Below are 15,548 nucleotides of genomic sequence, written 5' to 3' on the forward strand. Positions count from 1 at the left end.
CAGATAATAATAGATCCGAGCAAGCGATCCGAAATATAAAGGTGAAACTCAAAGTGTCGGGTATGTTTAAATCTACTAAAGGTGCACAGAACTATGCAATCATTCGTTCCATTACCGATACATGTAAGAAAAATCAGCAGCAAATACTCAATGCCTTCTCAACTATTGCTAATTCATAGACAACCTGAGTCGTTACCCTGGTTTTAGATGGCTACACCAGGTTAAGTGGGGTTAAAATTTATCCGAAGCAACGAAAAATAACAGGGTATGTAAACAACGGAGAAGGATTTAAAAAAGGTTGGAAGAGCTTTTTTGTAATGACCTTTGATAAGGACATAAAAAAATATGGTACTTGGGAAAATAAGAATAATACCGTTTTACCAGATTCAGTTACAGCAGAAGGACAAGGCTATGGCGCTTATTTAGAATTTAAAGCAGGTGAAACCGTACAGGTTAAAGTTGCATCTTCTTATATCAGTGCAGAACAGGCCGAATTAAATCTTGTGAATGAATTAGGTGGAGATAAAAATTTAGAGCAGACAAAAAAGAAGGCAGCAGCGGTTTGGAATAAATCGTTAAATAAAATTCAGGTTGAAGGAGGTAGTTTAGCTGATAAAGAAACTTTTTATTCTTGTTTCTTTAGGGCAAGTTTGTTTTCCAGAAAGTTTTATGAAATTGGTAAGGACGGAATGCCCTACTATTTTAGCCCATACGATGGGCAGGTGCATGAAGGATATATGTTTACTGATACAGGCTTTTGGGATACTTTCAGAGCGCAGTTTCCATTAAACACCCTTATGCAGCCAACCATGCATGGTCAATATATGCAGGCTATTTTGGATGCTCAAGTTCAATGTGGCTGGTTACCTTCCTGGTCTTTCCCTTCCGAAGCTGGTAGTATGATCGGCAATCACGCCATTTCGCTCTTTACAGATGCTTGGGTGAAAGGAATCAGGACTTTCGATCCAAAGGCAGCATTAAAAGCCTATTTACATGAATCTACAAATAAAGGGCCCTGGGGACCTGCAAATGGACGCGATGGCTGGAAGGAATATGCTCAGTTAGGTTTTGTACCTTATCCAAAATACAGGGAAGCTACTGCAAAAACCCTGGAGTATGCTTATGATGATTTTTGCGGTTATCAATTGGCAAAAGTTACTGGCAATGAATTTTATGCTGATATTTTTAAACGCCAGATGTATAATTACAAAAATGTTTATGATCCATCTACAACTTTCATGAGAGGCCGTGATGCAGAAGGAAAATGGGCTCCAAATTTTGATCCCTTTGAATGGGGAGGTCCCTTTACCGAAGGGAATGCCTGGCATTGGCAATGGTCAGTTTTTCAAGATGTACAGGGCTTAATTAACATGATGGGTGGAAATAAGAATTTCACATCAAAACTGGATGCTGTTTTTACATCTCCTAATACCGTAAATGTAGGTAATTATGGTGGTATGATTCATGAAATGACAGAAATGGTCATGGCTAATATGGGTCAATATGCACATGGTAACCAGCCCACACAACACATGGTTTATCTCTATAATTATGCCAATGAACCATGGAAAGCCCAGTTTCATTCGCGTGAGATTATGAATAAATTATATGACGCTACAGAGAATGGTTACCCTGGAGATGAAGACCAAGGTCAAACCTCATCATGGTATGTTTTAAGTGCGCTAGGATTATATAGTGTAACTCCTGGTACTGGTGAATATGTATTTGGAAGTCCAATGTTTAAAAAGATGACCATTAATTTAGAAAATGGTAAAAAGTTCGTCATTGAAGCGCCACTCAACAGCAATGAAAACGTATACATCTCATCAGCTAGCTTAAATGGGCAAAATTATAACCAAAATTTCATTACGCATAGTGACCTTATAAAGGGTGGTGTTTTAAAATTAGAGATGAATGCAAAACCAAACAAATCAAGAGGAATAGCAAATGAGGATAAACCATTTTCTTTAACAAAAATGGATTAAAATGATCAATAGGTAGATATTCCAAATGATTTAAATTGGAGTATTATTTATCTTACTTTTTTTGGATTAGTTTCCTGATAAAAAAGTCGACCGTAGCATGGTTGACTTTCATTACATTTTCGTATTTCATCCAGTGGTGAGTATCGTCAACAATGACAAGTGTTTCTACAGGTGTGCCATTTTCCTCCAGTCTTTTGTTAAGATCGGTGCTTTGGCTGAATTGTACATTTCGATCATCATCACCATGAATTAACAATACCGGTGATTTCCATGTTGCTATATCTGCTGCTGGGGAAGATTCCCATGCCACTTTTGCAGCTTCCTCTGCGTCTGGTGCCTTCTCATAGCGGTCGGTCAAAGTAATGCTATTGTTTTTTCCAGCAGTTAAGTCGCCAAGGCTATGGATACTTACACCGGCAGCGAAAAGTTTTGAATCCCTGGCCAATGCCATATTGGTTAGGTAACCTCCATAAGACCCACCATAAACACCAATTCTTTTCGGGTCTATATTCTTTTGTTTGGTGAGCCATATCGCTGCCGCTTTAATGTCCTGGTATTCTGCTGCACCCTCCGAACCACAGTTTTCTGCATTTTGGAAATCATCCCCATAACCAATACCCATCCTATAGTTAACAGATAAAACAGTAAAGCCCAGGCTAGCTAAATATTGATTGAGGGCATAAGCATTCGTATAGTACTCAGAATAGTTCCATCCCAAAAGCATTTGCCTTGAAGGTCCGCCATGAATATATACAATAGCAGGTTTATTGGAATTGTTCCCTTTTCCTTTAAATAATTGGGCATGGATATTTAATCCGTCTGGTGCATTAAACATTACCTGTTCTGGTACGATCAGTTTAAAAGTAGGAAAGTCGGCTGGTACGTTTTCCTTAGCTAGGATTTGGAGGTTTTTAGCAAAATGCTCTACTTTATCGATTTCGACCAGTGCAGGAAGGGGAGGCTGCTGGCCAATAGTAGTTATAAAGGCAATGTGCTTGGAATCGCCAGTCACAATAGGGGTCCATTCCAGGTTAGTACCGTTACTAAATACTTCTAATGCTGCTTTATCGACTGGAACCTTTGCAATGTGGCGGCGGTCAATATCTTTTTTGTCGGACCCCGTATTAGCACTAAAATAAAGCCATTTTTTATCTGGACTTAAGGTGATGTGCTCAACCATAAATTTCCCCGGAGTGAGTAACAGTGGATTGCCTCCTGATACAGGTATACTATAAAGCTGTGACCAACCATTCTGGGCAGATAAAAAGATAATACGGTTATTGGCTGCCCAATCAAGATTGGTTCCACCATGTGTTCTAGCTGGTGATCCAGCAATGGTTTGAGGTGCTTTCCATAGCTGTGCTGCGTTGCCAGTTTTAACATCAGCTTTCCAGATAGCCCATGGCTGGTGTTTTTTATTAAGAATCTCATCGGGTGCACCGCCACTTCCTGCTGTGCGCACAAATACTAAACCAGATCCGTCTGGCGACCAGCGTGGTGACCTGTCTTTGTAAAAAGAAGGTGAGATCCATTTAATGGGCGTTTTGTCATTCACATAGATACCCACAAAGGAATGGTCTTTCCTATTGGATACAAATGCGATCGCAGCACCATCTGGTGCCCATTTTAATTCACTGGTAATACCACGAGCGGTAAAAAGCTGTTTGGCAGCAGAAGTGCCATCTACACCAGCCGTCCATGCCTGTCCGTTTTTAGTAAATAAAATCACATCACTTTTAGGTGATATCGATGGATTTTCACCTTCGCCGATCTCGATATGCTTTTTGCCATCGAAAGAGATGGAATGGATTTGTACTTTAGGCGGCTGGGGGTCTGAATTCACATTTACCGGAGCATCATCATTCCAATTAGAGCCATAATCACCGCCCCTTTTGAAAACCACCCATTTTCCGTCGGCAGAGATAGATAAGCTGCTGATTTCCTGGCCATCATCTGTATTGTAATTGGTAAGTTTTCTCGGTTTAAAATCAGGACCTTCAGCTACATAAATGTTTCTTTTTCCCTGTTCGTCAAATGCCCATGATATTTTAGATCCTGTGGCAGAGGTGGTTAAGTTGTTTGGAAAAGGATAGCTTTTAGCATCTTCTAATTTAAATGATTGTGCGCCTACATGAAAAAGGCAAGAAAAAAAGAGAAATACAGTAGAAAAAATATTTAATGTGGTTCTTTTCATGGGTTATAGGTGTAGGATTTTAATTTTAAAGCCTATTTAGACTTATTCTTATTGCTTATGACGTAAAATACAATAGATTTTACATTATTATGAACAAAAATAAAAAAATTAAGCTTTTAAACAGGATAAATTTTATCTTGCGTTTGATAAAAGTAACTAATTATTGTCTAATGGCTCCTTATTCATTGATTTTAGCTTTAATATCAGTTGCCAAACTCAACCAACCAACCATCATTAACCTAAATTACACATTATGAAAAGAAATTTTACATTAAGTATTTTACCCATTCTTTTTTTCTGGGCCTCTGCTGTCATGGCCCAAACAAAGGATATAAGCGGTAAAGTGTCCGATTCAGAAAATGCTGCAACCTTACCAGGGGTAGTTGTAAAATTAAAAGGCACAACTACCGTCGTTGCTACAAATAATAATGGTCAGTATTCCATTAAAGTGCCAAATAATGGAGGTACATTAACGTTCAGCTATGTAGGCTATGAAACAAAAGAAGTTACCGTCGGTTCTCAGACGGTTATCAATGTATCATTGAACACAGATTCCAAGCAACTAACAGAAGTGGTGGTTACCGCAATGGGAATCAAGCGTGAACAACGTTCTCTGGGCTATACCGCACAATCAGTAAGTGGAAAAGAACTTACTGAAAACCGCCAAAGTAATGTAGTGAATGCTTTGCAGGGAAAAGTTGCAGGTGTTACCATCAGCAGTACCGGTGGTGCGCCAGGTCAGGGTGCCAGGATACAGATACGTGGTGTTAACTCCATCGATCCAGGTCGTGATAATCAGCCACTATTTGTAATAGATGGTATTTTTATGGATAACAGCACTTCAAGTCAAGGTTCAGCGGCTTATGGAATGAGTAACCGCGCGGTGGATCTAAATCCAGATGATATTGAGTCTATGAATATTCTTCGTGGTGGTGCAGCTACAGCGCTTTACGGACTAAGAGGTGCAAATGGTGTAGTGGTTATCACTACTAAATCTGGTAGAGCTGGAGCTATTAAAATAGGTTACCAGGGAACATTTGGATTTGAAAATGTGAATACCATGCCAGAAATGCAGAATAAATATACGCAGGGATGGAGAGGTGTATATGATAAAGATAGTTTTTGGCCTTCATTTGGCCCTACTGTAGCAGAAGCGATAAAGCTAGATCCAACTCATCCGGCAAAATTGTATAACCATATGGAAGATGCTTTTGTAACCGGTAGTCAGTACCGAAATGGTGTAACTGTTTCTGGTGGATCAGAGAAAATGACTTTCCTAACCTCCGTGTCTCAACTTCAACACAATGGAATATTACCTTCCACAGATTTTAAAAATCTTCAAGGAAGACTAAATACAACGTTTAAACCAAGTGAAAAATTTAATGCTGGAGCATCTTTAAATGTTTCTAATTCTGGTGGTTACCGTTACAATGCCGGTAGATATATTGAGCAGTTGATTTACTGGTCTCCACGCCATGATGTAAATGATTATCTGGAAGATAATGGTACCATGCGTTCTTATGGTGCTACAACAAACCCCCGTTATTTAGCAGAAACCAATCGTTTTAAAGACGATGTATTACGACTTATTGGGAGTGCCAATGCTTCTTACCAACCTTTTAAATGGTTAAACCTTTCTTATCGTGCAGGAATTGATACTTACCGTGACAGCAGATTGAATACCGCTCCCGGATTTCAGGAGTTAGTGGGCGAACGTCTTGTAGAGGAAAACGGTACCGACGCTTTTCCGGGTAGAGGTTTAATAAATAATTACAGTAATAATTTCCGAAGTATAAACAGTACGTTTATCGCAAGTTTAACACATTCTTTATCCGAGAACTTGAGCGGAACCTTTCGTGTAGGTCACGACTTATACAACAGGACCGTTTATAGTAATTCTATGGAAGGTTCAGATTTAACGGTTTATAACTGGTACAGCTTAGGCAATGCCAAATTTTTAACAGGTGTTACTAAAGAAGAGTCCTACAGGTTAATGGGCATATTTGGAGAGTTCTCTCTGAATTATAAAGATTATCTCTACCTTACTTTAACAGGAAGGAATGATATTACTTCTTCATTGTTGAGTCCGAAAAACTCTTTCTTTTATCCTTCTGCCAGTTTAAGTTATATCTTCTCAGATCATATTAAACTTCCTGAGGTCATCAGCAATGCTAAATTTAAATTTTCTTACGCGCAATTAGGTAAAGATGCCAATCCTTATTCTACCAGTCGCGGTTTTGCTAGCTATACTGGTTTACCTACTGGTAATACTGGTTTTACCAGACCTTCATTATTAGGCTCTCCAGATCTTAAACCTGAGTTTACTGATACTTATGAGGGTGGATTTAGTATGCGCTTTTTTAAAGGAAGGGTTGGTTTTGATGCCAATTATTACCACTCCTTAAGTAGAGACCAAATCATTAGCGTGCCTATCTCTTCTTCCACAGGATATGTAACTGCAGCAGTAAATGCGGGTAGTATGAGAAATAAGGGCGTAGAAATCACGCTTACAGGTACTCCCGTGAAAAGTAAAGACTTTAGCTGGGAAACTACCTTAAACTACTCTGCAAATCGCAATAAAATTGTTTCTTTAAGACCAGGACTAACTGAAATTGTCGGTGCGAATGAGCATGGTTACCTCAATGCAAGAGTGACCATGAAATTGATACCAGGTGAGGCTTATGGAACTTTATATGGAACAGAATTTAAAAGGTATTTCACTCCCGATGAGATTGCTGCAAAATTAGATAAATCGGCTGAAGCAAGTGATCCTTCCCGACCACTTTTAATTGCAGCAAATGGATTTCCAATTGTAGGCGCTTCCTCTGATCAAAAAAAATTAGGTAATGTACAGCCTAGATGGATTGGTGGATGGAGTAATAATTTCCGTTATAAAAATGTTTCCTTAAATGTATTGTTTGATGCAAGAATTGGCCAGGAACGTTACAATCAGTTAGCTAATTATTATTCTGCTTTTGGTATGGCCAAGCGTACTGAAGATAGAAATGACCATAAAGTTTTTCAGGGTGTACTTGCCGATGGCAAAGTAAATACTAAAGAAGTATGGTTAGGACAGGGTATTGATCTGACAACTGGAATAAACTATAATGATGGCTATTACCGCTTATATGACAGAGGTGTGTCTGAGCCTTATGTTCAGGATGCTTCCTGGGTGAGGTTGCGCTCTATGACCTTGGGATATACTATTCCGAAGGAATGGATTCAAAAAAGCTTCGTTAAAAATGTAAACTTATCAGTAACTGGAAATAATTTGATCCTTTGGACCAAATATGATGGTTTTGATCCTGAAAGTTCAACTACAAACAGCGGATCCAACATTGAAGGCTTTGCCGGTATGACGTATCCTGCTGTAAGAAGCTTCCTTTTCTCATTAAATGTTGGTTTTTAAGATATTAAGATTATGAAAAAATATAATAAAATAGCAATTATCATCCTGCTTGCTGGTTTTACCGGAATGACTCAGGGATGTAAAGATTATTTCGATTTAAATGAAAATCCAAATTTGGTGCAACAACCTCCAATTAACGCCTTATTGTCTACAGCAACACATAAGGCAGGATTAAATAGTCAGCGCTTTGCCAGTTTCAACGCCTTTTATGCGCAATACCAGGCTAGTCCTTCAGCGGGTGGTGCAACAGATACCTACCAAATCACTGATAATTCTTCACAATGGGATAATGCTTATTATGCCATGGCTGATTTAAGTGACATGATCAAAAAAGCGGAAGCTAGTGGGGCTACTGAACATTTGGGTGTTGGCGAATTGCTGATGGCATATACTTTAGGTCTGGTAGCAGATACCTGGGGTAGTGCACCCTATAGCGAAGCATTTGGTGTTGAGGGTATTCTAACGCCAAAATACGATTCAGAAGAAGCACTCTATCAAACCTCCCTCACTTTAATTAATCAAAGTATTGTTAATCTTCAGAAAACTACCGCAACAATTAAACTTGATGCTACAGCTGACCTGATCCATAAGGGTAATCGGCAAGCATGGTTGAAAACAGCCTATGGTATTCAGGCCAGGTTTTTGAATAAAATTTCAAAAAAATCTACTTACAATCCAGCGAGTGTGCTTGCCGCAGTTGATAAATCATATATTTCAGGTACTGATGATGCAGGAATGGCTGTCTTTTCCGGCATTAATCCATGGGCACAGCTTGCCGTAAGTAATGCGAGTAATTTATTGGGTGGTTGGTTGTCGGAGAACTTTGTTGACCACATGAATGGAGTAAAATATGGGCTATTGGACCCTAGAATTGCCAAGATTACTGATAAAACAGTTACCGGCACTTACAAGGGTACACGTAATGGCGCAGGAAACTTAGGCCCTGCTGCAAATACAGTGCATGATGAGAATTATGTGAGTTTGATTTCTCCTTTAACCAACAGAACGTCTCCTTTATTTGTCCTTAATTATTTTGAACTTAAATTTATTGAGGCTGAAGCTGCTTTTAGATCAGGAGTTTCAGGTAGGGCTAGGGCATATACAGCTTATTTGGCAGGAATACGTGCCAGTATGGATAAATTGGAAGTTAGTGCTGTTGATCGTGAGGCTTATATTACCAATCCGATAGTAAGTGTAGGAGAAGCTAATTTAACTTTAAGCTTAATATTCAAAGAGAAATATGCAGCTACCTACTTAAGTGAAGATGCATGGAATGATGTCCGCAGAAACGATTATCAATATAAGGATTTCAAAATGCCTGAAGGTGCAGTAATCACTGGATTTATCCGTAGAGTGGCTTATCCTTCAGCCGAAAGATCTAAAAATGGTGTTAACGTACCTGCTGAAGTTTCACTTGACACACCACTTTGGTGGGATAAACCATAACCCAACCTTGTTTAATACCTCAAGGATATTGGATAGCGCTGATCTTTACTGCTTTGTAATCAGCAGGGATCAGCGCTTTTTTTTATTCAGGTGTTAGTATTTATTAAAATAGTAAAGAATTCTTATAAATAAAATTTATGTCAAATAAATATAGAGCAAGCCTTTATTCGCTGGTGCTTTGTTTTTTTATTTCTACAGCTTTTGCACAACAACAACAGGCAATCCCTCCGGGGCTTGATGATTATATCGATAAAGTGTTGCAATCATTCCAAGTCCCGGGTATTAGTGTTGGGATTGTCAAGGATGGGAAGGTTATTCTTGCCAAAGGTTACGGTGTTAAAAAACTAGGGGATCCCTCGCCGGTAGATGAAAATACCTTGTTTAGCATTGCTTCAAATAGTAAAGCCTTTACTGCAACAGCTATGGGTATGCTGGTTGATCAGGGAAAGTTGAATTGGGATGATAAAGTAATTAAATACCTGCCGTGGTTTAAAATGTCGGATGAGTATGTAACAGCTCACCTTACCTTACGCGATCTGTTTGTTCATCATAGTGGTTTGCCTGGTTATGCGAATGATATATTGTTATTTCCTCCTTCAACATTTTCCCGCAAAGAGTTGTTAAGTAAACTAAAGGATGTTAAACTTTCCCATGATTTTCGTACGGTTTATGCTTATGACAATATATTATACCTTGCCGCTGCTGAAGTTATAGAAGTGGTATCTGGAACAAAATGGGAAGATTTTGTTAAATTAAAAATCTTCAATAAGGTAGGTATGAATAGGAGTATAAGTCGCTTTTCTACCCTCAGGCAACAAGCTAATGTTGCTTATGCTCATGTGCTAAGAAGTGGTGAACTGCGTGTAATAGATACATTTTTTGATCAAAATATTGGTGACGCCAGTAATCCTGCGGGCGGTATTGCCTCCTCCGCTCTTGATATGTCCAAGTGGCTAATTACACAACTGGATTCTGGTCAGACTCCTGATCATCACCGTCTTTTTAAAGCCAATACTACTAATGAGCTCTGGAAAATTATCAGACCTATGCCCGTGGGTGAGGAACCTGAGTGGCTCAAGCCTGCTCAAAAACATTTTTATGGATACGTTTTAGGTTTTCGTACCTACGATTATCGCCAGCATCAAGTTGTAGGACATGGTGGCTTACTTAACGGGTTTGTTTCCCAAATAGCCATGATTCCAGATATGGATCTTGGTATTGTGGTATTAACGAATCAACTTTCTTCGGGAGCTTACTGGTCTATTATTAACCATATCATAGATTATAACCTAAAAGTGCAACCATTCGATTGGTTGGGCGGTTATAAAAAGGAGTGGGACAAATCTCTTGTCCGAAGAGATTCTGTTCAGAAAGCACAAAGCAATGTTTTGCCAGACAAAAGTTTAAAACTTAGTCTTCCGCTAGAGAAATATGCCGGTATTTATAAAGATGAATTAATTGGCAATATAGTAATCACCAATGGAAAAGATGGATTGAGTTTAAACTTTGTTAAATCGCCTCAGTACAATGCAAACCTCATTCATTTTCATGGAGACTTATTTATCGCCAATTATAAGAGTGAAAATATGGGAGAAGGACCTTTTTTATCTTTTTCGCTAAATCCGGATCGGACCATCCGCGAAGCGAAGTTTATTAGTTCATTCTCTGGTGCCGATCGTGACCTAGAAGATCTTGTCATTAAACCTGATCTAAAAACAATTTTGGATACTGCAGATTTAAAGAAGCGCATAAAAGTTGAAACCGATAAGCATAAGAATGCAGGTTTTGCTATAGCTTTTCGGGAGCTAAGCACTGGAGAAACTTTTCTGATGAATGAGAAAATCAGTTTTCATGCAGCAAGTACAATGAAGACCCCGGTGATGGCAGAGGTTTTTAAGCAAGCAGAGAAAGGTAAATTTTCTATTACCGAATCTATTACGGTATATAACGTTTTTAAAAGTATTGCCGGTGGATCAAAATATAGTTTAAAAGCTGAAGATGACAGTGAGCAGGATCTTTACAAAAGGATAGGTGCTAAGGTCACTTTTGAAGATTTGCTGCTACGCATGATTACCAAAAGCAGTAACCTTGCTACAAATATCCTGATTGATATTGTTGGAGCCAAAAATGTAAATAAAACGATGCGGAGTATCGGTGCGAATGATATACAGGTGCTTCGTGGCGTGGAAGACGGGAAGGCTTTTGAAAAAGGCCTGAACAATACGGTAACGGCTTATGATTTAATGTTGCTCTTTGAACGGATCGGTGATGGGAAAATGGTGAGTAAAAAAGCGAGTGATGCAATGATTGCCATTTTGATGCAGCAAACCTTTAGAAGTGTTATACCTGCCAGATTGCCTAAAGATGTTAGCGTAGCCAATAAAACGGGATCTATAAAAGGAATTTATAATGATTCTGGTATTGTATATCTGCCCGATGGCAGGAAGTATGTGGTCGTTTTGCTCTCCCGTGGTGTGGAGGAAGCAGCTGCAAAGAAAACCTTATCTGTCATTTCTGAGTATATTTATAACTATGTAGCTCCTCAATAAATTATCTTTCCATGCGTAAACCCGCTCTACAATAAGTAAAGCTGGTTTACGCATTCTTTGCCACTTTGGCTAAAACCGAGACTGACCTTCCCATTTCTTCAACAGTCTGATTTCCAAAACCCAACCTCATCGCTGTTAATTCTCTCGTCTGGTACAATAAAGTTTGCGGCAGATAAAGTCCTTTACGTGCACAATCCTTACTCATGCGCATCAGGTTAAGCTTTGGGTGCCATTTGGTCCAAATGGCCAAGCCTCCCGAAGGAGCAGAGAAGGAAACAAGCCCCTCCAAATGAGTTTTTAATAACGCGCAAAAAACATTCCTGCGTTCCTGATAAACTTTTAGTGTCTTTTTTAAATGCCTTTGTATTTCCCCTTCTTCCAAAAGTTCGGCAAGGGCCTGTTCCATTAAAACATCTCCCTGCGGGTCTACAAGGCCTTTTAATTTCCCTAGTTCGGCAATCAGGTTTTCCGGGGCAATCAGGTAGCCAGAACGGAAACCGGGAGCCAACGATTTACAAAAAGAACCAATGTAAACCACCATGCCCTGCGCGTCGGCACTGGCAAGTGGTAAAACCGGACTACTGTTATAGTGGAAATCATAATCATAATCATCTTCTAAAATGATGAAGCCATAGGTCACAGAAAGTTGTAAAAGAGCTATCCTTCTTTCTACACTTAAGGTTACTGTAGTGGGGTAATGGTGATGAGGGGTAAGGTATAGAACTCTTATTTTGTGACGAATAACTATCTCCTTTACTGCAGCTACGTCAATGCCATATTCATCTACAGGCACAGATAAGAGTTTTGCACCAACTTTCTGAAAAATCATATTGGCAACATAATAGCTCAGATCGGCCACCAACACCACGTCTCCTGCCGTTAGCAGCAGGTCAGCAGCCAGGTAAATGCCCATGTCTAAACCGCGGGTAATCATCACATTTTTTTTAGTGATATGCAAACCCCTCGTGTTGTTTAAATAGGTAGCAAGCAGGGCTTTAAAATAATCGCTACCTTCATTTGTGGCAAAACCAAGATGTTTTTGGTTACTTCTGCGCTTTAAATTGGCACCATAAACCCGCGATAAATCTCCTAATGGTGCTAAACGTACATCAGGTAGTCCATCTGTAAATTCAAGTTCAGCGTTAGTTTTTGCTGTACTTTGGTCTAGTAAAATGCTTTTCTTAAACTTATATCCTGTATGGGAAGGATATGTAGCCAAAAAAGCGGTGTCGAATGCTGTAGGTGCTGCACCGCCTAACGGAAATTTAGTGCAAATAAAAGTTCCTTTATTTGGCTTAACCTCTATCCAGCCTTGTGCATCCAGCTCATCATAAGCAGCAATAATGGTCTTTCGGTGTAAGACTAATGTTTCCGAAAGCTGTCTGCTTCCAGGCAATTGTACTCCTGCCAATAGTACCCCACGCTGTATCGCATCAATCAGCTGGTAAGCCAGTTGCAGGTAAATGGGCTTGTCGGCCTTACGGTCTATTTTGATTAAACCCTTAAATGATAATGTAACCGGACTACTCATAAATTGAAAACTGGCTCCTTTAGTGATCCGGCAAGATACTAAGTTTGTTGAAAAAATTGATTATGCCACTTCAGCAACTGCTTTCGCAAATTATCAGTAATGATTCCTGCCATGCCAAGTTCCTCAATACGCTTTCCTATATGGAAAACTCTGGGGCAAGGAAGATTTCTGCCAGCGAACATCCTCAAACAGTGACTACCCTGATTTTAAAGCATGCCGCAGAAGAACATCGTCATGCTTATTATTTAAAGAAACAAATTGAAAAAATCGCTCCTGGTATTTGCCCCACTTATGCCATGGAAACCCTGATGGCTCCTGCAGAAAGTTGTTGCTACCTCAATAAACTGGATGTATTTACCAGCAAGTATCTAAAGAAAGAATTGGGATTGAGTGGTTCAGACCTGCGTTACGCTGCTTATTTATTTGTAACCTATGCGATAGAGTTAAGGGCTGATGATTTATACCCTATTTATCAGTCGCAATTGACTAAATTAAAAAATAAAGTAACCGTTAAATCTATCATTCTGGAAGAAGCAGGCCACCTCGAAGAAATGATTATGCAACTCACTCGTTTTTCTCCCCATTGGCAACTTCATGCTGCGGCAATTGTAGCGATGGAAAATAAGCTTTTCATAAAGTGGATAGCCGCTTTGAATACTGCTCTTCATTAATGAACGCTTTTTTGAACCCTTCAATTGTTGTTTTAGGCAAGCGATTGGAGGGACGGCAACAGTCAGGTTTGTTGCGGAAATTACCTGTACCTCATACTTTGCTAGATTTTTGCTCCAATGATTATCTCGGTTTTTCCTCTTCAGAATCCTTGCAACAGCAATTTTCCATAGCAAAGCAAACTTATGGCAATGCACCTTTGGGCGCAACCGGTTCCAGGTTATTGACTGGCAATTCCATTTTTGCTGAAGACCTGGAACAGCACATCGCTAATGTCCAGGGCCAGCAAGCTGCCCTATTATTTAATAGTGGATATACCGCAAATCTTGGGCTTTTTTCTTGTTTGCCTCAAAAGGGCGATACCATTATCACGGATGAGCTTATCCACTGTTCTGTTATTGATGGCTGCAGGCTAAGCTTTGGTAAACGTTTAAAGTTTAAACACAATGACCTGTCCAGCCTAGAAGAAAAGCTGAAAATGAGCTCAGGTATTTGTTTTGTCGCTATTGAAAGCGTTTATTCTATGGATGGTGATCTTGCTCCTCTTCTTGAAATCAATACCCTTTGTCAGAAATATGGTGCTTTATTAATTGTTGATGAAGCACATGCTTTTGGCGTATTTGGCAAAGGTCTGGTACACCTTACAGGGTTAACTGAACAGGTCTTCGCCGTATTAATCACTTTTGGAAAGGCTTTAGGTGCCCATGGTGCCATCATTTTAGGAAGTCGCTTGCTGCGGAATTACCTCATTAATTTTGCCCGTTCTTTTATTTACAGCACCGCCATGTCCTTTTCGCAATTGCTGTACATTCAAATGGCCTATCAATTTTTGCAGAATCAGGAAGAATTAACAATAACGCTGCAATATAAAATAAGGCTTTTTCATAGCTGTTTGTCCCAAGTTAAGGAAGTCGAAAATCACCGCAGTGCTGTTCATGCGGTAATAATTCCTGGAAATAGTTCCGCCTATAAGGCAAGCCGCCTGTTGTCAGAACAAGGTTTTGCTGTCCACCCAATTTTAAGTCCGACTGTTCCAATAGGTAAGGAACGGCTCAGAATATGTTTACATAGTTATAATACAGATGAGGACATTAAAAGGCTTTGTCATTTTTTAATCAACGCGCTCTAAACCCATGAATAAACCCTTATTTGTTACAGGCATAGGTACTGGTGTAGGTAAAACCGTTGTTTCGGCCTTATTGACGGAACAGCTTAAAGCAGATTACTGGAAACCCGTACAGGCAGGTGATCTTGAATATGGCGACCTTGATACCGTGAGGAGCCTGGTTAACAACAAACAATCCGTATTTCATCCAGAAACTTATCGCCTTAAAATGGCTGCATCTCCACATAAAGCGGCATTATCTGAAAAAATAGTCCTGCAAAAAGAAGCTTTCAAGTTGCCAATGACTAAAAATCAGTTAATTATTGAGGGTGCCGGCGGACTAATGGTTCCGCTTTCCGATAGTTTAAGGATGATTGATCTCCTGATGCAATTTGAAGCGGAAGCCATCTTGGTCATCCGCAATTACCTCGGCTGTATCAATCATGCCTTGCTTTCTATGGAAGCACTCTGTAGTCGTCAAATCTCCATAAAGGCTGTTATTTTAAACGGCGAAATGGATGAGGATACCATTCATATATTGGTCAACTATTTTCCTGCTGCAACAGCCTTTGCCAGGGTTCCCGAGTTTAAATTGCTGAACAAACAATCGATCTTTCAGTGCCCAAATTTACTGTCAGCGCTTTAAATAGGCTATATAAA

General features: G+C 39.5%; 9 protein-coding genes. 7 read left to right on the forward strand and 2 right to left on the reverse strand.

Translation table 11 applies throughout. The features are described 5' to 3' along the window. Window positions 1-236 precede the first annotated feature (236 nt). Window positions 237-1,985 (forward strand): GH92 family glycosyl hydrolase, encoded by a 1,749-nt coding sequence (locus AAKU52_RS10810; protein WP_354333382.1) that lies wholly within the window; start codon window positions 237-239, stop codon window positions 1,983-1,985. Between the two features lie 52 nt (window positions 1,986-2,037). On the opposite strand, the gene AAKU52_RS10815 is transcribed toward AAKU52_RS10810, so the two are convergent. Next, window positions 2,038-4,179 carry a S9 family peptidase gene (locus AAKU52_RS10815; RefSeq protein ID WP_354333258.1) on the reverse strand — a complete coding sequence of 714 codons (2,142 nt, stop codon included), beginning with the start codon at window positions 4,177-4,179 and terminating at the stop codon, window positions 2,038-2,040. A 253-nt stretch (window positions 4,180-4,432) separates the two neighbouring features. Between AAKU52_RS10815 and AAKU52_RS10820 the strand changes: the two genes are divergently transcribed. From AAKU52_RS10820 to AAKU52_RS10830, 3 genes are all read left to right on the forward strand, one after another. Beyond that, window positions 4,433-7,588 (forward strand): SusC/RagA family TonB-linked outer membrane protein, encoded by a 3,156-nt coding sequence (locus AAKU52_RS10820; protein WP_354333260.1) that lies wholly within the window; start codon window positions 4,433-4,435, stop codon window positions 7,586-7,588. Between the two features lie 12 nt (window positions 7,589-7,600). Next, on the forward strand, window positions 7,601-9,034 hold the full coding sequence (locus AAKU52_RS10825; protein ID WP_354333262.1) for a SusD/RagB family nutrient-binding outer membrane lipoprotein: 1,434 nt from the start codon (window positions 7,601-7,603) through the stop codon (window positions 9,032-9,034). Window positions 9,035-9,171: 137 nt separating this feature from the next. Further along, complete coding sequence (locus AAKU52_RS10830; protein WP_354333264.1) at window positions 9,172-11,583, forward strand: serine hydrolase; 2,412 nt, start codon at window positions 9,172-9,174, stop codon at window positions 11,581-11,583. 46 nt (window positions 11,584-11,629) lie between these two features. Here AAKU52_RS10830 and AAKU52_RS10835 read toward each other — a convergent pair whose 3' ends face one another. Then, window positions 11,630-13,114 carry an aminotransferase-like domain-containing protein gene (locus tag AAKU52_RS10835; protein WP_354333266.1) on the reverse strand — a complete coding sequence of 495 codons (1,485 nt, stop codon included), beginning with the start codon at window positions 13,112-13,114 and terminating at the stop codon, window positions 11,630-11,632. 62 nt (window positions 13,115-13,176) lie between these two features. On the opposite strand from AAKU52_RS10835, the gene AAKU52_RS10840 reads away from it, so the two are divergent. Genes AAKU52_RS10840 through bioD form a run of 3 tightly spaced genes read left to right on the forward strand, consistent with a single transcriptional unit; the run spans window position 13,177 to window position 15,534 of the window. Next, the gene (locus tag AAKU52_RS10840; protein ID WP_354333268.1) at window positions 13,177-13,785 is read left to right on the forward strand and encodes a hypothetical protein; all 609 of its coding nucleotides are present in this window, start codon (window positions 13,177-13,179) and stop codon (window positions 13,783-13,785) included. Further along, a complete protein-coding gene (locus tag AAKU52_RS10845; RefSeq protein WP_354333270.1) occupies window positions 13,785-14,912 on the forward strand; it encodes an aminotransferase class I/II-fold pyridoxal phosphate-dependent enzyme in 1,128 nt (375 codons plus the stop codon). Before AAKU52_RS10840 ends, AAKU52_RS10845 begins: the two co-directional genes overlap by 1 nt. A gap of 4 nt (window positions 14,913-14,916) precedes the next feature. Further along, window positions 14,917-15,534 (forward strand): dethiobiotin synthase, encoded by a 618-nt coding sequence (gene bioD / locus AAKU52_RS10850; RefSeq protein ID WP_354333272.1) that lies wholly within the window; start codon window positions 14,917-14,919, stop codon window positions 15,532-15,534. Window positions 15,535-15,548: the final 14 nt, after the last annotated feature.

The sequence above is a fragment of the Pedobacter sp. CG_S7 genome, from assembly GCF_040544395.1.
Taxonomy (GTDB): Bacteria; Bacteroidota; Bacteroidia; order Sphingobacteriales; family Sphingobacteriaceae; genus Pedobacter.

What these genes read in the sequence shown, in the direction of transcription:
- AAKU52_RS10815 (WP_354333258.1), bottom strand. Translation starts at nt 4,179, where the DNA reads ATGAAAAGAACCACATTAAATATTTTTTCTACTGTATTTCTCTTTTTT.
- AAKU52_RS10820 (WP_354333260.1), top strand. Translation starts at nt 4,433, where the DNA reads ATGAAAAGAAATTTTACATTAAGTATTTTACCCATTCTTTTTTTCTGG.
- AAKU52_RS10825 (WP_354333262.1), top strand. Translation starts at nt 7,601, where the DNA reads ATGAAAAAATATAATAAAATAGCAATTATCATCCTGCTTGCTGGTTTT.
- AAKU52_RS10830 (WP_354333264.1), top strand. Translation starts at nt 9,172, where the DNA reads ATGTCAAATAAATATAGAGCAAGCCTTTATTCGCTGGTGCTTTGTTTT.
- AAKU52_RS10835 (WP_354333266.1), bottom strand. Translation starts at nt 13,114, where the DNA reads ATGAGTAGTCCGGTTACATTATCATTTAAGGGTTTAATCAAAATAGAC.
- AAKU52_RS10840 (WP_354333268.1), top strand. Translation starts at nt 13,177, where the DNA reads ATGCCACTTCAGCAACTGCTTTCGCAAATTATCAGTAATGATTCCTGC.
- AAKU52_RS10845 (WP_354333270.1), top strand. Translation starts at nt 13,785, where the DNA reads ATGAACGCTTTTTTGAACCCTTCAATTGTTGTTTTAGGCAAGCGATTG.
- bioD (WP_354333272.1), top strand. Translation starts at nt 14,917, where the DNA reads ATGAATAAACCCTTATTTGTTACAGGCATAGGTACTGGTGTAGGTAAA.